We start from the raw sequence: 19,777 nt of genomic DNA, 5'->3' as shown, positions 1-19,777 counted from the left end.
GGGTTGGGGTTCTGGTATCTGTCGGGGGTGGCGGTGGTGGCCGGGCTGCTGGCCTGGGAACACCATCTGGTGCGGCCCCATGATCTGAGCCGCCTGAATCTGGCCTTCTTCAATCTCAACGGCCTGGTGAGTGTGCTGCTGCTGTTGTTCACCCTGGTCGATGTTCTGAACATGAGGCACCCATGAAAAAATCCGTCCCGAACCAGACCCTGGTGGCCGTGACCGGCGCTTCCGGAGCTGTTTACGGTTTGCGCCTGACTGCCGAACTGTTGCGGGCCGGACAGACGGTCACCCTGCTGACCAGTGCCGCCGGGCGCATCGTGCTGGCCGAGGAGACCGGTCTCGACTGGTCCGGCAGTCCGGAACGGCAGTTGCGCTGCATGCGGCAGTATTTCGCCGCCGGCGAGGAATTGCGCCATTATGCCGAGGACGATCTGCGCGCCCCTGTGGCCAGCGGATCCTCGGCGCCGACGGCCATGGTCATCGCCCCCTGTTCCATGGGCACGGCGGGGCGCATCGCCGCCGGCATCAGCGGCAATCTCATCGAGCGGGCCGCCGACGTCATGCTCAAGGAGGGACGGCCGTTGCTGCTGGTGCCGCGGGAGACGCCTCTGTCCACCATTCATCTGGAAAATCTGCTGCGCCTGGCCCGCGCCGGCGCCCGCATCCTGCCGGCCATGCCGGCCTTTTACCAGCGCCCGGCAACGGTGGCCGAACTGGTCGATTTCGTGGTCGGCAAGGTGCTGGACGGACTCGGCGTGGAGCATGACCTGTTCACCCGCTGGGGGGACGGTCATGGCAACTGAAGCGGCTGTCATCGGCCAACGGGTCCTGGCCGGCGAACGCCTGACCGAGGAGCAGGCCCTGGCTTTGCTGCGTGCTCCCGATTTGCTGGCGGTCGGGGAATGGGCGGCCCGGTTCAAGAACCGCCGCTTTGGCAATCAGGTCTTTTTCAATGTCAACCGCCACCTCAACTACACCAACTGCTGCATCCATCATTGCGCCTTTTGTGCCTTCCGGCGTGATCCGGAGGCGGTTGACGGTTATCTGCTGTCGCCCCGGGCCGCGGCGGACTTGGCCGGTCAGGCCGCCGTCGACGGCGCCACGGAACTGCATGTGGTCGGCGGACTGCACCCCGAACTGGGACTGGCGGAGGGGTGCCGGTTGCTGGCCGCCATCCGCGCTGCCGCGCCGGGTCTGCACCTGAAAGCCTTCACCGCCGTGGAATTGGATCACATGGCACGGCTCAGTGGCTTGCCCCTGGCCGTCGTCCTCACCGAATTGCGGGATGCCGGACTCGATTCCCTGCCCGGCGGCGGTGCCGAGATTTTCGCGCCGCGGGTGCGTCGGCGGATCTGCCCGGACAAGATCTCCGGCGAACGCTGGCTGGAGGTCATGGCGACGGCCCATGAGTCGGGGCTGCGCAGCAACGCCACCATGCTCTTCGGCCACCTGGAGACCCTGGAGGAGCGGGTCGAGCATCTCGCCCGCCTGCGTCGCCTGCAGGACCGCACCGACGGTTTCCAGGCCTTCGTCGCCTTGCCCTTCCAACACCGCAACAACCCCTTGGCCGACCTGCCTGGGCCGACGGCGGTGGACATTCTGCGCACCCTGGCGGTGGCAAGGCTGTTTTTGGACAACATCCCCCACATCAAGGCCTACTGGGTCATGCTCGGTGTAAAATTGGCCCAGGTGTCCCTGGCCTTCGGCGTCGACGACCTCGACGGCACCGTGGTCGCCGAGCAGATTGGCCATGCCGCCGGCGCCGAGGCTCCGCAGAGTTTGAGCCGCGCCGACCTGGAGCGGCAGATCCGGGTAGCCGGTTGCCGGCCGGTGGAGCGCGACAGCTTTTACCGGCCGGTGACATCGGGGATGAAGCATGCTTGAGGCCATCGAGGGAAAACTGGACCGGGGCCAGCGCCTCGACCGCCGCGACGCCCTGTATCTGCTCACCGAAGCGGAACTGCCGGCCCTTGGCCGCTTGGCAGCCGATGTGCGCCGCCGCCTGCATCCGGGCGACCGGGTCACCTACGTGGTGGATCGCAACGTCAACTACACCAATATCTGCCTGAGCCGTTGCCGCTTTTGTGCTTTCTATCGGGAGTCGGGGGCGGCGGGCGCCTATCTGCTCAGTCATGACCAGATCCTGGCCAAAGTGGCCGAACTGGATGCCTGCGGAGGTACCCAGCTGCTGCTGCAGGGCGGCCTGCATCCGGAGTTGGAGCTGACCTGGTTCGAGGACCTCTTCCGAACCATCCGGCGCGACTTTCCCGGCATTCGGATTCACGCCCTGTCGCCGGCCGAGATCGACCATTTATCCGCGTTGGCGGGCCTGGACCTTGAGGACTGTCTGCGCCGCCTGCAGGCCGCCGGTCTCGGCTCTCTGCCCGGCGGCGGCGCCGAGGTGCTGGTCGATGCCGTGCGCCGGCGGGTGTCGCCGGCCAAGATCGGTTGGCGGCGCTGGGCCGAGGTGATGGCCACCGCCCACCGGTTGGGGCTGCGCGGCACCGCCACCCTGGTCTTCGGGCTCGGCGAGACCCCGGCCGACATCGTCACCCATCTGCTGCGGGTGCGGGCTCTGCAGGCCGCCACCGGTGGCTTCACCGCCTTCATCCCCTGGAGTTTTCAGCCCGGCCATACGGAACTGGGCGGAGCGGAGGCCACCGGCGTCGACTATCTGCGGGTGCTGGCTACCGCCCGCCTGGTGCTGGACAACGTCCCCCACCTGCAGGCCAGTTGGGTGACTCAGGGACCGCATCTGGCCCAGGTGGCCCTGCTGTTCGGCGCCGACGACCTGGGCGGCACCATGCTCGAGGAAAATGTCGTCGCCGCTGCCGGCACCCGCTTTCGCCTGCCCGTGGAGCAACTGCTGCGGCTCATCCGCGAGGCCGGATTCCGGCCGGTGCAGCGGGATACGGATTATGGGGAGGCCAAGGGCTGGAAAGCAGTCCGAAGGCTGAAGACTGAAGGTTGAAGGGTGAAGCTGGAGGCTCTGCTTGCGCTGGACGGTGTTTTCCATTAGGGTAGCGGCTGCGTAATTACCATCGATTTTCCTGCGGAGGTCCCATGATTCGTTTGCGTCCGAATATCGAGGCCATGGCCGGCTATGTGCCCGGTTTTCAGCCCCGGGATGCCCAGTCCTATATCAAGCTCAACACCAACGAAAATCCCTATCCACCCTCGCTGCAGGTGATTGACGCCATCCTGGCAGAGGTCGGAGAGCGCCTGCGCCAGTATCCCGATGCCGCCAGCCGCGCCGCCCGCGAGGAGGCCGGCCGGCTGTACGGCTTCGATCCGGAGTGGGTGATCATGGCCAACGGTTCCGACGAGGTGCTCAACAACCTGATTCGGGCCTTTGCCGGGGAAGGGGAGGAGATCGCCTACGTCCATCCCTCCTATTCCTATTACGCCACCCTGGCCGAAATCCAGGGTGCCCGGGTTCGCACCTTTGGCCTGACGGATGATTTCCGCATCCGGGATTTTCCGGCTTGTTACGAAGGGCGGCTGTTGTTCCTGACCAATCCCAACGCTCCCCTCGGTTTCTGCTTTCCGCCGGAGTACATCGAGGAACTGGTCGGCCGGGTGGCCGGCACCCTGGTGGTGGATGAGGCCTACATCGATTTCACCGACGGCCACTCCCTGGACCTGGTGCGCCGCTACGACAACGTGGTGGTGACCCGCACCCTGTCCAAGAGCTACTCCCTGGCCGGCATGCGCCTCGGTCTGGCCGTGGCCCGGCCGCAGGTGATTGCCGCCCTCAACAAGATTCGCGACCACTACAATCTGGATCGGCTGGCCCAGGCAGCGGCCGTCGCCGCCCTGGCCGACCAGGAATACTTCCGCGGCTGTGTAGCGAAGATCCGTCAGACCCGCGATTGGTTCAGCTCCGAGTTGCGCCGGCTCGGCTGGCAGGTGATCCCGTCCCACGGCAACTTCGTGTTCGCCAGTCCTGTCGACGGCAACGGCAAGCGGGTCTACGAGGCCCTCTACCAGCGGCATATTCTGGTGCGGCATTTCAGCGATCCCCAGTTGGCCCACGGCCTGCGCATTTCCATCGGCACCCGGGAGGAGATGGAACGCACCCTGGCAGCCATGGCGGAGATCGGCTGAGGATGGCCGACGGGCGGTACGCCGCAGTGGTCCCCGAGCGGACGGCGCAGCGGTTGCTGGCCTGGTACGGCCGCTCCGGACGCGATCTGCCTTGGCGAAATACCCGCGACCCGTACCGTGTTTGGGTCTCGGAAATCATGCTGCAGCAGACCGGGGTGGATACGGTCATCCCGTATTATCAACGCTTTCTGAGCGCTTTTCCGACCGTGGCCGACCTGGCCGCCGCGCCCCTTGAGCGGGTGCTGGAACTCTGGGCCGGGCTCGGCTATTATTCCCGGGCCCGCAACCTCCATGCCGCCGCCCGGCAGGTGATCGAGGAGCACAGCGGCAGCTTTCCCGCCGATGCGGGGGCGCTCATGGCCTTGCCGGGGGTGGGTCGCTCCACCGCCGGGGCCATCATGTCCATCGCCTTCGATCGTCCGGTTCCCATTCTGGACGGCAATGTGCGGCGGGTGCTGTGCCGACTGTACGGCATCGACCGGGATCCGCGCCGGCGAGCGGTGGAAAACCAGCTCTGGGAGTTGGCTGCCGCCCTGACCCCGGCCGACCGGCCCCACGATTACGCCCAGGCCATCATGGATCTGGGCGCGACCCTCTGCACGCCGCGCCGTCCGCTTTGCGACCCCTGCCCGCTGGCTTTCTGCTGCGCCGCCCGTGCCTCGGGGCGACAAGCGGAACTGCCGGTCCGGGGACCGAAAAAGACCGTGCCCCAGGTGGTGCAGGTGGCTCTGCTGCTGTCCTGTCGGGGGCGCTACCTGGTGTGTCGCCGCCCCCTGGATGGCATGCTCGGCGGCCTGTGGGAGTTTCCCGCCGTCACTTTGCCGGATGGCGCCGAGGCCGCCTCGGCAGCGCAACGACTGCTGCAGGAGAGGGGCTTGCGGGCAACCCTGCGGGAGGCGGGGCAAGTCAAGCATGCCTACAGCCATTTTCGGGTGGAAGTCCGACTGTTTTTGGGCGAGGCCGACGATCCGGCCTGGGTTGCGGAAGGGGACCAACGCTGGGTGTCCGTCGAGGCGCTGCGCGACTGGCCCCTGCATGGCGCCCATCGCAAGGCGCTGACCGTGCTGCCCCCCGAACTGTAATGGTAACCATGAGGTAACTGCTCGGCAAAGTGGCTCGCGTCCCCCACGCCGCGAGGGCCGCATGAACCCATCCCTGGGGCTTGGCCGACGTCCACCCCTATTGAATATTGTCATCAAGAAATACGGCCCCTGGGCCGTTTGCCAAGGAGAACCTGATGTCGCAAACCCCCGTCCTGGTCGATGTTGCCGCTCTGGAGCGCCTGGCACAGAAACTGCGCACCGAGTCGTCCATCGCCGTCGACCTGGAAGCCGATTCCCTGCATTCCTATCGTGACAAGGTCTGCCTGCTGCAGATCTCCACGCCGACCGAGACGGTGCTGGTCGATCCCCTGGCGTTGGCCGATCTTGCTCCTCTGGAACCGATTCTCGCCGACCCCGCCATCCGCAAGATCTTTCATGCCGCCGATTACGATATCCGCTGCCTGCACCGGGATTTCGGCTTCGAGATCCGGGGTCTGTTCGACACCATGATTGCCAGCCAACTGCTCGGCGAGGAGCGGGTCGGCCTGGCCGACATGTTGCAGAAATACCTGGAGGTCAGCCTCGACAAGCGCTACCAGCGGGCCGATTGGTCGAAACGACCCCTGGAACCGGGCATGATCCGTTATGCCGCCGAGGATACCCGCCATCTGCACCGCCTGGCGGCTTTGCTTGAGCAACGGTTGCGGGATGCGGGACGTCTGAGTTGGGCCGAGGAGGAATTCGCCCTGCTGGAGCAGGTGCGCCACAGCGAGCAGGCGCCGGGCCCCATGTTTCTGCGTTTCAAGGGGGCAGCGGGCCTGGACCGCCGACAACTGGCGGCCCTGGAGTTGCTGCTGCAATGGCGTGACGGCGAGGCCTGTCGGCGCGATCGGCCGCCCTTCAAGGTTCTCAACAACGCCACTCTGCTGGGGTTGGTGCAGGCCGCGCCCCAGACCCTGAAGGCCCTGGAAAGCATCGACGGGATATCTCCGCGCCTGGTGGAGCGCTACGGGCGCCGCCTGCTGGCCCTGCTGGAGGACGCTGCGGCGCTGCCCGAAGCAGAACTCCCCAGCTTTCCCCGCGGCGAGCGGCGGGTGCGGGAACCGGAGGTGGAGGCGCGGGTGGCGCTGCTCAAGCGCTGGCGGGGCCAAATCGCCGAGGAACTGGCCCTGGATCCGGGGGTGTTGATCAACAATGCCCTGCTGGAAGAGGCCGCCCGCTTGCGGCCCCGGCAGGTGTCGGAGTTGGCCGCGTTGCCGTTGAAAAACTGGCAGCGGCAGGTGCTCGGGGAAGGGCTGGTCGCCGCCTTGGCGGAACAGGCGTGATTACCGGGGGCGCCCACCTGGGCGCCCCGTCCCGATTTTATCGGGTTATGCCCGGCACGCCCGGTTCGGTCATGGGCCGCGGGTCGAGCAGTCGCCGCAGTTCCTCTTCCGGCAGCACGCCCAGTTGCCGGGCCACTTCGCGTACCGTGCGGCCGGAGGCGTAGGCCTGCTTGGCAATTTCGGCCGCCCGGTCGTAGCCGATCACCGGCACCAAAGCGGTGCACATGGCCAGGCTCTGCTCCACCAGGCTTTCGCAGCGAGCGCGGTTGGCCTCCAGGCCCTGTACGCAGCGTTCGTTGAACTGCCGCACCCCGGCCGCCAGCAGATCGATGGACTGCAGCAGGTTGTGAATCATCACCGGCATCATGACATTCAACTCGAAGTTGCCGGACAGTCCCGACAGGGTTATGGTGGCGTCGTTGCCTACCACCTGGGCGCAGACCTGCAGCAGGCTTTCCGCCATCACCGGATTGACCTTGCCGGGCATGATGGAACTGCCCGGCTGTACCGCCGGCAGATTCAGCTCACCGAGACCGCAACGCGGACCGCTGCCCAGCAGACGGATGTCGTTGGCGATCTTGAACAGGGCGCAGGCCGTCCGTTTGAGGGAGCCGCTGGCGGAAACCACCCCATCTTTGCCGCTCTGGGCTTCGAAATGGTTGACCGCTTCGCGAAACTCCAGTCCGGTGGCGGCACTGATGGCCGCGATGACCCGGCCGGCGAACTGCGGATGAGCGTTGAGACCGCTGCCCACGGCGGTGCCGCCCAGGGCGAGTTCCAGCAATTCGTCCTGAGCCGATTCGATGGCGCGGATGGCCAAGGCGATTTGCCGCGCATAGCCTGAGAAAACCTGGCCGAGGCGCACCGGGGTGGCATCCTGCAGGTGGGTGCGGCCGATTTTGACGATGTCGTTGAAGGCCAGGGCTTTTTCGCCCAGGTTCTCCTGCAGGGCGAACAGGGCCGGCACCAGGGTGAAGCGCATTTCCACCGCCGCTGCGATGTGCATGGCCGACGGGATCACGTCGTTGCTGGACTGGCCGAGATTGACGTGATCGTTGGGGTGCACCAGGCGCGAACCGATGGTTTGGCCGAGCAGTTGGGCGGCGCGGTTGGCGATGACCTCGTTGGCGTTCATGTTGGTACTGGTGCCGGAACCGGTCTGGAAGATGTCCAGCACGAAGTGCTCGTCCAACTGGCCGTTCATGACCTCTTCCGCCGCCGCCATGATGGCTTCGGCGCATTGTTCGTCGAGCAGACCGAGGTCGCGGTTGACCTGGGCGGCGTGCTGCTTGATCATGCCCAGGGCCCGCAGGAAGGGGCGGGGAAAGCCGGTGCCGGAGATGGCGAAATTGGCTTTGGCGCGAGCGGTCTGGGCGCCGTACAGGGCCGCGGCGGGGACCTCCATGGTGCCCATGGAATCCTGTTCAATACGTGTTTGGTTCATGCAGATCTCCCACTGGAAAATCGGAATAACGGGGCATGGCACTGCTGTCCGGGAAAAGAGTCCGGGCAGCCTGGTACTGCCGGCTACTGAGGATAGTTGAGCCTCTTCATCCTGTCAACGATGTCCGCCGCATGCCCATGCAGGCAAGGGGAAGCACATGAAAAATCTGGCCCACTTTTTCTTTGAGGTCGGCATGTTGAAGCGCACGCCTCGCACCGGATTCCAGTTTTTGGGCTCCGGCGCCGAGTCGGTGGCGGAGCATTCCTTCCGGACTGCCATCATCGGCTTTGCCCTGGCCCGTCTCGACGGCCAGGCCGATGTCGCCCGGGTGTTGCAGCTGTGCCTGTTTCACGATCTGCCCGAGGCGCGTCTCGGTGATCTCAATTACGTCAACAAGAAGTACGTGACGGCCGACGAGCAGCGGGCGGTGGACGATTTGGCCGCTACCTTGCCCTTCGGCGACGAATACCGGGCCACTCTGGGAGAGTTTGCCGCCCGCGAGACTCGCGAGGCGCTGCTGGCTCACGACGCCGATCAACTGGAGATGATCCTGGCCCTGAAGGAATACAAGGATCTCGGCAATCGCTACGCCGATGAATGGTATCCCTTCGCCGTCCGGCGTCTGAAAACCGACCTGGCCCGCAAGCTGGCGGAATCCATCTGGAGCACCGACTCCACCCGCTGGTGGTTCGACGAGGACCAGGACTGGTGGGTGAACGGCGGCCGTCCTTCCATGCAGGATTGATGAGGCCGGCGTGGAATGGGTTGACTGCACTGCGGATAAGTGCTAGAAAACGGCCTTCGACTTGGTGGTAAGAGGGGGGTCCATGCTCGATCTCAAGTATCTGCGCGACAATTTTGCCAAAGTGGAAGCAAGTCTGGCTACGCGAGGCGGTGCCATCGATCTGTCCCCTTTCACGCAGCTGGATGTTCGCCGGCGCGAATTGCTGGGCGAATCCGAGTCCCTCAAGGCGGAGAAGAACCGGGTTTCCGCCCTCATCGGCAAGACCCGCGATAAAAGTCAGGTGCAGGGCGAGATCGCCCGCATGAAAGAGGTTTCGGCCCGCATCAAGGATCTGGAAGAGGAACTCCGCCAGGTGGAAGAGGACTTGCGCGGCCTGATCATGGTGCTGCCCAATATCCCCCACGAAGACTGTCCCCGCGGCGCGTCCGAAGAAGACAACCGCGAGGTGCGCCGCTGGGGAACACCGCGCCAGTTCGATTTTGCGCCCCTGGCCCACTGGGACTTGGGTGAGAACCTGGGTATTCTGGATTTCGAGCGGGCCGGCAAGCTGACCGGTGCCCGCTTTGCCCTCTACCGGGGCGCCGGCGCGCGGTTGGAACGGGCCTTGATCAACTTCATGCTCGACCTGCATACCGAAGGGCACAATTATGTTGAAATTCTTCCGCCCTTTATGGTAAACAGGGAGGCCATGACGGGGACCGGACAACTCCCCAAGTTCGAAAATGATCTTTTTCACTTGGACGATCCGGATTTCTTCCTGATCCCCACGGCGGAAGTGCCGGTAACCAATATCCATCGGGATGAGATACTGTCCGGGGATCTGCTGCCGGTCAGTTATGTGGCCTATACGCCCTGTTTTCGCAAGGAAGCGGGCTCGCACGGTCGCGATACCCGCGGGTTGATCCGGCAACACCAGTTCAACAAGGTCGAACTGGTCAAGTTCACCCGGCCGGAAGACTCGGATCGGGAGCTTGAAGCCCTGCTCGGTCATGCCGAAGAGGTGCTGCGACGCCTGGAATTGCCCTATCGGGTAGTCGATCTGTGCACCGCCGATCTCGGTTTTTCCGCGGCGCGGACCTTCGATATCGAGGTCTGGCTGCCGGGGCAGGAGACCTATCGGGAGATTTCTTCCTGCTCCAACTTCCGGGACTTCCAGGCGCGTCGCGCGGGCATCCGTTTCCGGCGCGAGGAAGGGGCCAAGTCCGAACTGGTCCATACCCTCAACGGCAGCGGTCTGGCTGTCGGCCGGACCCTGGTGGCGGTACTGGAAAATTATCAGCAGGCGGATGGATCGGTGCTGATTCCAGCGGCTTTACGGCCCTACATGGGCGGGCTGGAGCGCATCACGGCATAGGATAGTCACGGCAAGCCACGGAGGAGTGGCCGAGTGGTTTAAGGCGGCGGTCTTGAAAACCGTTGTGCGAAAGCACCGTGGGTTCGAATCCTACCTCCTCCGCCATTAACGTTGTAAGGATTCGAAGCGAAGCAAGCTGCTACAACTGAATATGTACCACGGAGAGGTGGCCGAGTCGGCTGAAGGCGCTCGCCTGCTAAGCGAGTGTACGGGGTAAACCCGTACCGAGGGTTCGAATCCCTCCCTCTCCGCCATTTTAACCAGGCCTCCCCTTGGGGAGACGGAAAAATAGTTGACAAAAATTTTGGAATCGGCGATAAATAGCCTCCCGATACGCGCCGCTAGCTCAGCTGGATAGAGCGTCTGACTACGGATCAGAAGGCCGGGAGTTCGAATCTCTCGCGGCGCGCCAGTAAAATTGAAAAGCCTCAGACCTTTACGGTGCTGAGGCTTTTTTCGTTGGGGTGCAATCATGGTGCTTGGCTTTTGATTCAAGGGTTTTGTGTTAAACTCGCAAGGTTGTGCGCAAGTCGGCCGATTCGAATCCAAGCATCTTCCTCTTCCGGAGCATTCATGACCGACGAACACCTGTCCTTGCAGAATCTGGTGGACATTGCCGAACTGCAAAAGCTCTTTGAGCATTTCTCCGAGGCGACCGGGTTTACCACCGGCCTGGTCGATCAAAAAAGCGGAAAAATGTTGGTCCGCAGCGGATGGCGGGAAATCTGTACCGGGTTTCATCGAATCAATCCGGAGTCGGAGTGGCTGTGCATTGCCAGTGATTTCGAACTGTCCAAGTGTCTCAACGAAACCGGTCAGATTCGTTTTGCGCACTGCGGCAACGGCCTGGTCGATGGCTGTACCCCGGTCATCATTCAGGGCTGCCACCTGGCGACCCTGTTTGCCGGCCAGGTCTTGCTGGAACCTCCCGATGTGGACCGGTTCCGTCGCCAGGCCCGACAGCTTGGATTCGACGAAACGGCCTACCTCGAGGCCTTGGCCCAGGTTCCGGTCATCAGCGAAGAACAGCTGCTCGGCATGCTGCGGTTCCTCGCCCAGATTACGGCCATGATGGCGAACTCGGGCCTTGCGCGGCAGGAAGCCAGAGTTGCGCAACGGGAGTTGGGTGATCAGAAGGCGCTGTTGGACAGTTTGATCAATTCCATCCCGGATCTGATTTTTTACAAGGATTGCCAAAGCGTTTACCTGGGTTCTAATGCTGCCTTTGAAGCATTCTCGGGCCAAAGCCGGGAAAAACTCGTGGGCCATAATGACTTCGATTTTTTTCCCTACGAAACGGCCAGACAGTTTCGGGCCCGGGATCGGGCGGCTTTGGCTGAGGGCAAGCCTTGCCGCAATGAGGAATGGGTCACCTATGCGGACGGTCGCCGGGTTCTGCTCGACACCCTGAAGACGCCTCTGATCGGTCCCACCGGGGAGGTTATGGGCCTGGTGGGCATAAGCCGTGATATTACCCGCATGAAAGTCATCGAGCAGGAATTGGCCGATGAGCGGGAGCGGCTGCTGGTGACCCTGCGCAGCCTCGGCGAAGGCGTCATGACCACCGACAACGACGGCAAAGTCGTTCTACTCAATGAAACCGGAGAAAAACTGACCGGTTGGGGGCAAGAAGAGGCCAGGGGCTGCTCTGCGAAGCAGGTGCTCCAGTTGCTGGATGATTCAACCGGGCAGCCGCTTGGCAACCCCGTTTTCCAGGTGTTGGCGGCGGGGCGGTCCCTTGGCGAGGATAAACATGTGGTGCTCGTCGCCAGGGATGGGAGACGGCGCAGCCTCAGCTATAGCGGGGTTCCCCTGCGCGATCGTCAGGGTAATATTGTCGGGACCGTCCTGGTGTTTCGCGATATTACGGCCCAGTTGCGCATGGAACAGGAACTGCGCCGCATCGAGAAACTTGAATCCCTGGGGGTCCTGGCCGGCGGCATCGCCCACGATTTCAACAATATACTGACCGCCATCGTCGGCAACGTCAGTCTTGCCATGCAGCTTGTCGGCGCAGGCCACCGCGCCGAGCCGCTGCTCGAAACTGCGGAAACGGCCTGCTGGCGGGCACGCGATTTGACGCAGCAACTACTGACCTTTGCCAAGGGCGCAGAGCCGATGCGCAAGGCCACCGCCATCGACGGCATCATCCGGGAAGCCGCGGGTTTTGCCCTTCATGGCAGTACCGTGGCGTGTCATTTCCACCTTCCCGACAACCTGTGGCTGGTGGACGTCGATGCCGGTCAGATCGGCCAGGTCATTCAGAACCTGGTCATCAATGCCCGCCAGGCCATGCCGGAAGGCGGCTGTATCGATATTGAATGTGCCAATATCGATGATATTTCGGCAGAGGGATGTCCGCATCTGACAAACCGGGATTACGTCAAGATTGTGGTGCAGGACAACGGTCCGGGTATCGGCCGGGAACATCTGGACGACATTTTCGATCCCTTCTTTTCCACCCGCCAGGGCGGCAGCGGCCTCGGTTTGGCCATCGTGCATTCCATCGTCCGCAAGCACGACGGCTATATCCGCGTCAATTCCGAGCCTGGTGCAGGCGCCATCTTTGACATCTATCTGCCGGCCAATCGCACTGCGGCCGTTTTACAGGACGGCCCGGCGCCGGTTCCCGGGCATGGCAGCGGTACGGTGCTGGTCATGGACGATGAAAAGATGATTCGGGACATGGCCAGGCTGTTGCTGACCCATCTGGGATACGATGTGCTGCTTGCCGCGGATGGTCATGAGGCGGTGCGGATGTTCCGTGAACTGCGTGAACGGGGGCAGCCCGTGGTGGTCACCATCATGGATCTGACCATCCCCGGCGGCATGGGAGGGCAGCAGGCCGTCAAGGAGATCCTGGCCATCGATCCTTCCGCGAAGGTGATCGTCTCCAGCGGCTATTCCGATGATCCGGTGCTGGCCCACTATCGGGATTTCGGATTCCGAAACGCCATTTCCAAGCCCTTCAGCCTGCCGGAATTGGGCCGGGCGGTCAGCGAAGTTTTGGCCGAAACTTCGGAGCCGGCATGATAGGATGGTCACCGCACAAGCTGAAATTCCTTGTAGCGGCAATCCCTTTCATGTTATCAACGCCCTCCGGGCCGGCCGAGCAGAATGGCTGTGCCAATCGTGATTGCACTCGGGCAAATCGGATGCGGAAGCCGTGAACGCTGAGCAAGGGCAGGACCAAGTTTTCATGGCAGCGGCCCTGGAAGAGGCGCGCGCTGCCGCCCGTCGGGGAGAGGTGCCCATCGGCGCCGTCGTCGTCAAAGACGGCGAGGTGATCGGCCGCGGCCACAACCTGCGCGAAACCAGCAACGACCCCACCACCCACGCCGAGATGATCGCCATTCGCGAGGCCGCAGCCCGTATCGGTCACTGGCGGCTGCTCGACACCACCCTCTACGTGACCCTGGAGCCCTGCGTCATGTGCATGGGCGCCATCATCCTGGCCCGCATTCCGCGCCTGGTGTTCGGGCCGCGCGATCCCCGCGCTGGTGCCGTCGGTTCCATCTACGATTTGTCCAGGGACGATCGTTTCAATCACCGGGTCGCGGTCACCGAAGGGGTGTTGGCCGAGGAATGCGCCGAACTTTTGAGCGGATTTTTCCGTCAGTTGCGGCAGGAGAAAAAAATGGCCCGCAATAACGATATTGGCAGTTGAACAACGGGCCGGAAATTTGCTAGGATAAACAGCCTTACACGGAGGGGTGTCCGAGAGGTCGAAGGTGACAGACTCGAAATCTGTTGTACCGCAAGGTACCGTGGGTTCGAATCCCACCCCCTCCGCCAGTAAAAACAAGCACTTAGGGGAAACTTTCCTGAAACTTTCCTGGAAAAACGGCCGCTCCGAGCAATCGGGGCGGCCGTTCCCTTATCATTCTCCCCAGAAGTCCTCACCGTAAAACTCCTTGATCGCCTTCCGGTCCTTTTCAAGTCCATTGACGTACTTCCCGTACCTGCGGTTGATCATGTCTTTGTCTGCATGACCCATAAGGCCGATGATGCGCGGCTTGTCGATACTGCGTTCGGCTGCGGAGCCGGCATACAAGGAGCGCGGGCCGGGTCACGTCCTGTCAAGTGGTGTAAGAAGCCACCGGGGTCATGCTCCGGTTTAACTTATGCGGCTGAGGGAAGAGCTTGGGAGTCTTCAGGCTCTTCGGTTTTTGTTATTTGCTGGCCCTGGATCGCTTCTGCGATGGATTCCAGGCTCATGTACCGGCGACTGACTGCCTATTCATCGTTCTGTTCGGCTAGGACCGAACCGACCAAGCGAATGCTGGCCGTGCGGTTCGGGAAAATGCCCACCACATCGGTGCGGCGGCGAATTTCCCGGTTGAGTCGCTCCTGCGGGTTGTTGGACCAGATCTGCCACCAGTGTTTCTGCGGGGAATCGGCAAAAGCCAGCAATTCCGGGCCGGCATCGATCAGCAAATGGCCGGCCTCGGCAAATTGTGGCAATAGCCGCTCGACAATTGTTTTCACCCTGCTTTAATGCAGGCGAACACCGTGTACTCATCCTCTCCCGGAGAGTACCTTCCCTCATGCACCTCGAAACCCGTTTCGCGCAGAACCTGTCTCCAAGTTTCCAGGGGAAATATCCCCATGGTCCAGTGGTCGGTCTCAATTCGCAGGCGGCCGTGATCGCGAATCAGGTAGAGGACCGTCGTTTCATACTGTTCATCCGTGGGGTCGGGGTCATAGACGTTCTCGACGAAGACAACGTCCAAGCCGTCCCGTGTGGCCGAGGTGGTGCTGGTCCTGTTCTGCTGGAAGGTCTCGGTGGTCACGTCCGGTGTGGCGACCAGAACGCCGCCGGGGTTCAGATGGGCATGGGCGGTGCGGAATGCTGCCACGAAGTCCGTCAGGCAACTCATGTATGAGATGGCATCGTCCATCAGCACGGCATCAAAAGTCCTGCCGAGCCTGCAGGTCCGCATATCGCCCTGGACGAAGGCGCACTCCGGATTCAGTTCCTTCGCCTGGGCAAGCATGGCGGCACTCAAATCGACACCCGTAACGTCGAACTGCCGCTTCAGGTTCAGGACGTTCTTTCCGCCCCCGCACCCGATGTCCAGCAAGGTGGTTGTCGGGCGCTTGGCGTACTGATGAATCAGAGCCGTGACGTGCCGGCAATAGTGCGCGTATTCAGTGGCGGCATCGCCCCACAGGGGCCACAGCCATGCCAGGTCCGTGTAGAGGTGACAGGTGTCTTTCATTTCCAATACGAACGATTCATGTTGTTAACCTTCCGGGGCCTGGGCGGCGTGCGACGAAGAATTCATAGCCGTAGTAATCTGAGTATCTGCGGTGCATTTCGGGCTCCAGCGCTAGTTGGTCGAGTATGGCAAGCGCGTCGGCATCGTTGTCATACTTGCCGCGTAACTCCTTGAGTCGCAGTTCCATCGGCGAGTAGAAGTCGCCCCACCAGGCATCATCCGGCAGGGTGAAGCGGCCAATAAACTCAAAGCCGCGGTGCTGGATGGCCGCCACCACATCAGTGGCCGTGCCCATGGTTGGGTAATCCAGAGCGAAGCTTGCCTTGACCTCGCATGGCGGGTTTTCCTTGCGCCAGACCGCGTCGGTGAAAGCAAGATAGCCGCCGGGGCGCAGCAATCCATGGCAGATACCCAGGGCGTTGCCAAGCCCGATATTGTAGAGCGCGCCCTCTGACCAGATCAGGTCGAAGCTTTCCGGGGGCAGGCCGGGATGCGCCATATCGCCAACCTGCGCCTGGACTCGTTGCGAAAGACCTCGCACAGCAATTGTCGTCTTCAGCCGCTCGATGCTGGGAGGATGGCTGTCGATGGCCACGATGGAGCCCGTCGTCAACTCGGCGAGGTGCATCGTCTGACCGCCGACCCCGCAGCCCAAATCCAAGATCACAGGTGCAGAAGGAAGTCCCTCGCAAAAACGGAGAGCTCGTGCGTCGCAATCACGATTACCCGGCCCTTGCCTGGGCAAGCTCTCAAAAACCTCAAAAAATATCTGCCAGAAACGGGGGTCGGACTCATTCATGAGGGCTCCCTTTATCCCTTTGCTGGACAACCACAAAGCCCTCCCAAATAGGAATAAGCTGGAAATTCCCCTGCAGCATCTTTACTTTACCCTCTCTCCTGCAGGAGAACCCGGAAATGGTGTAACTTTTTTTCGTGGCCTTCCTTTAAAGACCACCGCTCGATTTCAACAAAATCGATATCAGAGGCGCATGCAACCAGGAGAGTCTGTTCCAGGCACTGACGATCATTCCAATGGAAATAGGTGGCCAATCGATCCTTGACGCAGTCCGTTGGCGATAACGCCGTCAATTCCCCTGTCTCAAAACCCAAGACGACAATTTTTTGCGGCGCCTCATCCCCTACCGCCAAGGAGCCGGCAGGAAACTCGAGAAAATATTTGGTTTCCGGATAGATATCTCCAGAGGAAACTGGCACTTTCTTTGCCTTCAACCTTCCATTCTATGCTTGTCATTTTGACCTGTCATTGCTGGAAGCCAGTCCTCTCGGTTCCCCTCCTATTGTCTGATAAGTCTTGGATAATCTGACAACCACTTTGGGAAAAAATATAAGACGGCCCAACCTATGGGAAACAGGTTGGGCCGTTCGATGTTCTTAAGAACGTGACCTGCGAAAAAGGGCCGCTTCACCAGAGGATGAAAACGGCCCTTTTTCGTGTCTAAAATATCCGCAGATTGAAAATGGGGGAAACTGTTCAGGGAGCAGTAGGTTGTCGGACAGGGTTGTTGGTTTTCCTTAACGACCCTTTGAACCTATCGTAACCCGTCGCTGTTGTTGGCTCATATTTGTGCTCTTACTTAAACTCTTTCGACGCTGCATTCATGGAAGATGAACGGAACGTTATTTTTTTTATGGGCATCTTGTCTTTAAGAAGTTCGTAAAAAAGCTCGCAAAGATTCTCACAAGTCGAAACTTTCTTTGTGACAACTATCCTGTATTCCGGGTAAGACCAAGCAAGTGCGTGGTCAATCTTTTTAAGAGGAACACAATGCTCTGGATCGTTATTGATGCCTTCCTTTTTGTATACGGCAATAACCGCGTCAAGAAGCGGATCGCCTTCTTGAAATAATGTGGCATGGTGGAAATGATCGCACACCTCCCATGCCTTCTTGAATCCATCTTTACAAGAGTGTGCAAAGCCGGTTACCGGGTCGACACTGTTTTCAAGTTCAATCGTTAAAAGACCTGAGTGCCCGTGGAGGTGCTTTGCTTCTCGCGGCCATTTCATAAACCTATGGGCGTACTGGAAGTCAAGGTTTACAATTGATGTGTACTTTTCCATGTGATCTCCTCATAGATTGGTTTTACCGACTGATAAACTTTCCAATGGACAAACCCAACACACTTAGACACACTTTATCCCATTCAAACCTCCTTTCGTATTGCGGACTTTCCGACCGGCTGCGCGTGGTACTTTCCTGTCGCCGGACACTTCATTTCGCTGCTCATGGTTTCTCTCCTGTTCGACCTTCAGTCTTCATCGCTTTCTGTTTGCACTTCCGACAGATCCCTCGCAACTCGACATAAACCCCTTCGACGCTGCCCATCTCGGACACCTCCTGAGGCACCGGAAACTGATCCATTGCGTCGCTGTAAAAGTCGCCAATCATCTCGCACTCCGTGCAGACGAAGTGGTGGTGCCGATCCGTGTTGGCATCAAAACGAGCTCTGTCTCGCATGGAGCCCACGCGGGCTATGACGCCGCTATCTTCGAGCAGTCTCAATGTTCGATAAATAGTGTCGACCGAGATGGTAGGGACCCTCTGTCGCACACGGGTGAGGATCGTCTCGGCATCGGGGTGTTCCTCGCTACCGGCCAACTCCCGAAGAATCTCGGTTCGTTGATGAGTTGCCTTGACGCCCTGCCGACGGCAGATCTCAAGAGAATCCGCAACGCGTTTCTCTACCTGTTGTTTTGGTATCACCAGAGGAAACTCCATTCGTAATAATTACTATTTAGGAATCATACCTCGTTCAGGCCTGGCATGCAAGCACTGTTTCTGCAAATTCTTTTCTGATTAACCCTGAAATTTAATTCCCACCTGAACAAAAAAAAGACGCACTGGGTTGGGGCGTCTTTCTGGTACTAATTGCTTTTCTTAGAGATTTTCATGGAAAATTTTAAAAATTTTATCTTTTCCCATATTCCCTTCAATGCGAAAAAAGGGCCACTTCACCTGACGGATGAAATAGGCCCTTTTTTCATGTCTTAAAAGTCGGCGCCACCGAGGCGGCTAGAATGCGCATACTATGCGCCGGGCTATTGCATATCACGTAGCGGGATATGGCGAAACCGCTCATACCCCGCCGCCCGGTTGAGTTCGCGAGTCCAGTCATTGACCTGGGTCAATGGCACGCTGTAGCGTTCTCCCAACTGCGTATCACCGAGGAAGGTCTGATCACGAAATACCTCGGTCCAATTGGCAGCCATCCGATCCTGGGATTGCTGCCGCTGGGCATGGGTCTGCTGAATGATGTTGCCGATCTCCCGCATATCGGCCGCCGCTTTGTTCATACGTTCCTGGTGAACGTGGTCGGCGACCTGCCAGTTTTTCCAAATTTCCATCAGCATGGGCAAATTCTGAGAGAACAACTGGCTCGGCGCCGAGACGATGGACAGATAAAACGTCCATTGACCATAGCCCGGCATGACGCCAAACAGGGCCAGGCTGGTATGGTTCCGGGCCTGATTGCCCTGCCCCTGTTGCCAGTCAAAATGGATAAAGGCCGCTTGCCCGCCGTGGGGCCAGGGGGTGGGGGCGCTCTCGATCAAGCGCAGGATCCGTTGCGGTGCCTGGTAGCCGAATTGCGGAAAAAGGTTTTGCAGTGCGGTGACCGGATCGGTGTAAGGCGCAACCGGCATACGTACGGTGGCACCCGGCATCTGGCTGTAGACCTGGCCCATTTCCGGTGTCAATACCGGACCATGAATACCCAGACTCACCATGCTGCCGTCGGGCCCGACGGCGTCCACCATACCCTTGCTGGCCCCGACGATGCTCCAATCCGATGGCAGCAGCATGCTGCCGCTGCCATCAGGCAGGGGGACCCGCTGCCAGGCAATCGGCCGGGACCGTGGCGGTTCCGGCATGGTCATGGCAGGCAACTGTCCGGCTGCGGCCTGCACCATGGGTTGGAAGGAGGCCGGCAGATCCGCCGGAGTATCGAACAGGCAAACCGAAACGAAACCGCGCTCCTTACCGGCCGCAACCAACAGCCCCCGCACTTCCCTGCCGCCATGACGGGCGCTGAACAGGGCCCGGGTCTCCCGGTCCCCGGCGTCGCCGATGATGGCATGCAAAACCGGCCGTTCCTGAAAAACATCACTCAGGCGGCTTACCGTTTCAAGCAGAGCGCGCCGCGAAGAATTGTTCCCGCCTTGATCCCATACCCACACTTCACCGCTGCCGGCCCCATGCCGCATTCGGCGGAAGCCTTGCGGCGGCGTCAGAGCCCCTGCCGCCCCATGGTTTGGCGTGTCGGAAGCTGCCGACCAGCGACCTTGCGCCGCATTTTCGTCTTCATGGCTTTTGTCACGATAGGGCCTTCCCTTGAATATCACCAGCCCGACCGCGATAAGAATGACCGCCAAAACAGCAATCCCGAAAACCGATCTAGGTCGACCCATGATCGCCTCCATCAGATCCAAGGTCACTTACCAACTTTTCCGGAGCTATCCACCAAACAAAGGCTGCGGTGAAGCAACGCCGCCGTAAATGGTTCGCCGAGGTTGGGT

General features: G+C 60.8%; 17 protein-coding genes, 4 tRNA genes and 2 pseudogenes. 15 read left to right on the top strand and 8 right to left on the bottom strand.

Annotated elements, in window-relative coordinates; all coding sequences use genetic code 11:
• The 7 genes and pseudogenes from JQN68_RS05180 to JQN68_RS05150 all read left to right on the top strand — a co-directional run.
• Positions 1 to 186: pseudogene (locus tag JQN68_RS05180) on the top strand (4-hydroxybenzoate octaprenyltransferase); the annotation flags it as partial.
• Complete coding sequence (locus JQN68_RS05175; RefSeq protein WP_225073405.1) at positions 183 to 806, top strand: UbiX family flavin prenyltransferase; 624 nt, start codon at positions 183 to 185, stop codon at positions 804 to 806. The pseudogene JQN68_RS05180 and the gene JQN68_RS05175, both read left to right, overlap by 4 nt.
• Positions 796 to 1,887 (top strand): aminofutalosine synthase MqnE, encoded by a 1,092-nt coding sequence (mqnE, locus tag JQN68_RS05170; RefSeq protein WP_225073406.1) that lies wholly within the window; start codon positions 796 to 798, stop codon positions 1,885 to 1,887. The genes JQN68_RS05175 and mqnE overlap by 11 nt, the downstream gene beginning before the upstream one ends.
• The gene (gene mqnC / locus JQN68_RS05165) at positions 1,880 to 2,974 is read left to right on the top strand and encodes a cyclic dehypoxanthinyl futalosine synthase (protein WP_225073407.1); all 1,095 of its coding nucleotides are present in this window, start codon (positions 1,880 to 1,882) and stop codon (positions 2,972 to 2,974) included. Before mqnE ends, mqnC begins: the two co-directional genes overlap by 8 nt.
• 92 nt (positions 2,975 to 3,066) lie before the next feature.
• Positions 3,067 to 4,110, top strand: coding sequence for a histidinol-phosphate transaminase (hisC, locus tag JQN68_RS05160; RefSeq protein ID WP_225073408.1), 1,044 nt, complete (start codon positions 3,067 to 3,069; stop codon positions 4,108 to 4,110).
• A 2-nt stretch (positions 4,111 to 4,112) separates the two neighbouring features.
• Complete coding sequence (mutY, locus tag JQN68_RS05155) at positions 4,113 to 5,192, top strand: A/G-specific adenine glycosylase (RefSeq protein ID WP_225073409.1); 1,080 nt, start codon at positions 4,113 to 4,115, stop codon at positions 5,190 to 5,192.
• A gap of 155 nt (positions 5,193 to 5,347) precedes the next feature.
• Positions 5,348 to 6,478, top strand: coding sequence for a ribonuclease D (locus tag JQN68_RS05150; protein ID WP_225073410.1), 1,131 nt, complete (start codon positions 5,348 to 5,350; stop codon positions 6,476 to 6,478).
• A 37-nt stretch (positions 6,479 to 6,515) separates the two neighbouring features.
• Here JQN68_RS05150 and JQN68_RS05145 read toward each other — a convergent pair whose 3' ends face one another.
• Positions 6,516 to 7,922: a class II fumarate hydratase gene (locus JQN68_RS05145; RefSeq protein WP_225073411.1), complete on the bottom strand. Its 1,407-nt coding sequence runs from the start codon at positions 7,920 to 7,922 to the stop codon at positions 6,516 to 6,518.
• 157 nt (positions 7,923 to 8,079) lie between these two features.
• Between JQN68_RS05145 and JQN68_RS05140 the strand changes: the two genes are divergently transcribed.
• From JQN68_RS05140 to JQN68_RS05105, 8 genes are all read left to right on the top strand, one after another.
• Entirely contained in the window at positions 8,080 to 8,667 is a 588-nt protein-coding gene (locus JQN68_RS05140) for an HD domain-containing protein (RefSeq protein WP_225073412.1), read from the top strand.
• 82 nt (positions 8,668 to 8,749) lie between these two features.
• On the top strand, positions 8,750 to 10,021 hold the full coding sequence (serS, locus tag JQN68_RS05135; protein ID WP_225073413.1) for a serine--tRNA ligase: 1,272 nt from the start codon (positions 8,750 to 8,752) through the stop codon (positions 10,019 to 10,021).
• A gap of 19 nt (positions 10,022 to 10,040) precedes the next feature.
• A tRNA-Ser gene (locus JQN68_RS05130) sits at positions 10,041 to 10,126 on the top strand.
• 55 nt (positions 10,127 to 10,181) lie between these two features.
• Positions 10,182 to 10,275: transfer RNA gene (locus JQN68_RS05125), tRNA-Ser, on the top strand.
• Between the two features lie 81 nt (positions 10,276 to 10,356).
• A tRNA-Arg gene (locus tag JQN68_RS05120) sits at positions 10,357 to 10,433 on the top strand.
• A gap of 161 nt (positions 10,434 to 10,594) precedes the next feature.
• The gene (locus JQN68_RS05115; RefSeq protein ID WP_249621045.1) at positions 10,595 to 13,054 is read left to right on the top strand and encodes a PocR ligand-binding domain-containing protein; all 2,460 of its coding nucleotides are present in this window, start codon (positions 10,595 to 10,597) and stop codon (positions 13,052 to 13,054) included.
• Positions 13,055 to 13,187: 133 nt separating this feature from the next.
• A complete protein-coding gene (gene tadA, locus JQN68_RS05110) occupies positions 13,188 to 13,688 on the top strand; it encodes a tRNA adenosine(34) deaminase TadA (protein WP_225073415.1) in 501 nt (166 codons plus the stop codon).
• Positions 13,689 to 13,728: 40 nt separating this feature from the next.
• Positions 13,729 to 13,816, top strand: a tRNA-Ser gene (locus JQN68_RS05105).
• 327 nt (positions 13,817 to 14,143) lie between these two features.
• On the opposite strand, the pseudogene JQN68_RS05100 reads toward JQN68_RS05105, so the two are convergent.
• The 7 genes and pseudogenes from JQN68_RS05100 to JQN68_RS05070 form a co-directional block, all read right to left on the bottom strand.
• A pseudogene (locus JQN68_RS05100) lies at positions 14,144 to 14,512 on the bottom strand (transposase); the annotation flags it as partial.
• A complete protein-coding gene (locus JQN68_RS05095) occupies positions 14,506 to 15,243 on the bottom strand; it encodes a class I SAM-dependent methyltransferase (protein WP_225073416.1) in 738 nt (245 codons plus the stop codon). The gene JQN68_RS05095 and the pseudogene JQN68_RS05100, both read right to left, overlap by 7 nt.
• A gap of 16 nt (positions 15,244 to 15,259) precedes the next feature.
• On the bottom strand, positions 15,260 to 16,042 hold the full coding sequence (locus tag JQN68_RS05090; protein WP_249621044.1) for a class I SAM-dependent methyltransferase: 783 nt from the start codon (positions 16,040 to 16,042) through the stop codon (positions 15,260 to 15,262).
• An 86-nt stretch (positions 16,043 to 16,128) separates the two neighbouring features.
• On the bottom strand, positions 16,129 to 16,473 hold the full coding sequence (locus tag JQN68_RS05085; protein ID WP_225073418.1) for a hypothetical protein: 345 nt from the start codon (positions 16,471 to 16,473) through the stop codon (positions 16,129 to 16,131).
• 361 nt (positions 16,474 to 16,834) lie between these two features.
• Entirely contained in the window at positions 16,835 to 17,323 is a 489-nt protein-coding gene (locus JQN68_RS05080; RefSeq protein WP_225073419.1) for a 6-carboxytetrahydropterin synthase, read from the bottom strand.
• A 163-nt stretch (positions 17,324 to 17,486) separates the two neighbouring features.
• Positions 17,487 to 17,966, bottom strand: coding sequence for a Fur family transcriptional regulator (locus JQN68_RS05075; protein WP_225073420.1), 480 nt, complete (start codon positions 17,964 to 17,966; stop codon positions 17,487 to 17,489).
• 335 nt (positions 17,967 to 18,301) lie between these two features.
• Positions 18,302 to 19,669 (bottom strand): hypothetical protein, encoded by a 1,368-nt coding sequence (locus JQN68_RS05070; protein ID WP_225073421.1) that lies wholly within the window; start codon positions 19,667 to 19,669, stop codon positions 18,302 to 18,304.
• Positions 19,670 to 19,777 lie beyond the last annotated feature (108 nt).

The organism is Desulfuromonas sp. CSMB_57, assembly GCF_020194955.2.
Taxonomy (GTDB): Bacteria; Desulfobacterota; Desulfuromonadia; order Desulfuromonadales; family Syntrophotaleaceae; genus JAFCIY02.
This window is presented reverse-complemented; position numbering and strand designations above follow the sequence as displayed.

Coding starts and splice junctions, on each gene's coding strand:
- JQN68_RS05175 (WP_225073405.1), top strand. CDS start 183: ATGAAAAAATCCGTCCCGAACCAGACCCTGGTGGCCGTGACCGGCGCT.
- mqnE (WP_225073406.1), top strand. CDS start 796: ATGGCAACTGAAGCGGCTGTCATCGGCCAACGGGTCCTGGCCGGCGAA.
- mqnC (WP_225073407.1), top strand. CDS start 1,880: ATGCTTGAGGCCATCGAGGGAAAACTGGACCGGGGCCAGCGCCTCGAC.
- hisC (WP_225073408.1), top strand. CDS start 3,067: ATGATTCGTTTGCGTCCGAATATCGAGGCCATGGCCGGCTATGTGCCC.
- mutY (WP_225073409.1), top strand. CDS start 4,113: ATGGCCGACGGGCGGTACGCCGCAGTGGTCCCCGAGCGGACGGCGCAG.
- JQN68_RS05150 (WP_225073410.1), top strand. CDS start 5,348: ATGTCGCAAACCCCCGTCCTGGTCGATGTTGCCGCTCTGGAGCGCCTG.
- JQN68_RS05145 (WP_225073411.1), bottom strand. CDS start 7,922: ATGAACCAAACACGTATTGAACAGGATTCCATGGGCACCATGGAGGTC.
- JQN68_RS05140 (WP_225073412.1), top strand. CDS start 8,080: ATGAAAAATCTGGCCCACTTTTTCTTTGAGGTCGGCATGTTGAAGCGC.
- serS (WP_225073413.1), top strand. CDS start 8,750: ATGCTCGATCTCAAGTATCTGCGCGACAATTTTGCCAAAGTGGAAGCA.
- JQN68_RS05115 (WP_249621045.1), top strand. CDS start 10,595: ATGACCGACGAACACCTGTCCTTGCAGAATCTGGTGGACATTGCCGAA.
- JQN68_RS05095 (WP_225073416.1), bottom strand. CDS start 15,243: ATGAAAGACACCTGTCACCTCTACACGGACCTGGCATGGCTGTGGCCC.
- JQN68_RS05090 (WP_249621044.1), bottom strand. CDS start 16,042: ATGAATGAGTCCGACCCCCGTTTCTGGCAGATATTTTTTGAGGTTTTT.
- JQN68_RS05080 (WP_225073419.1), bottom strand. CDS start 17,323: ATGGAAAAGTACACATCAATTGTAAACCTTGACTTCCAGTACGCCCAT.
- JQN68_RS05070 (WP_225073421.1), bottom strand. CDS start 19,669: ATGGGTCGACCTAGATCGGTTTTCGGGATTGCTGTTTTGGCGGTCATT.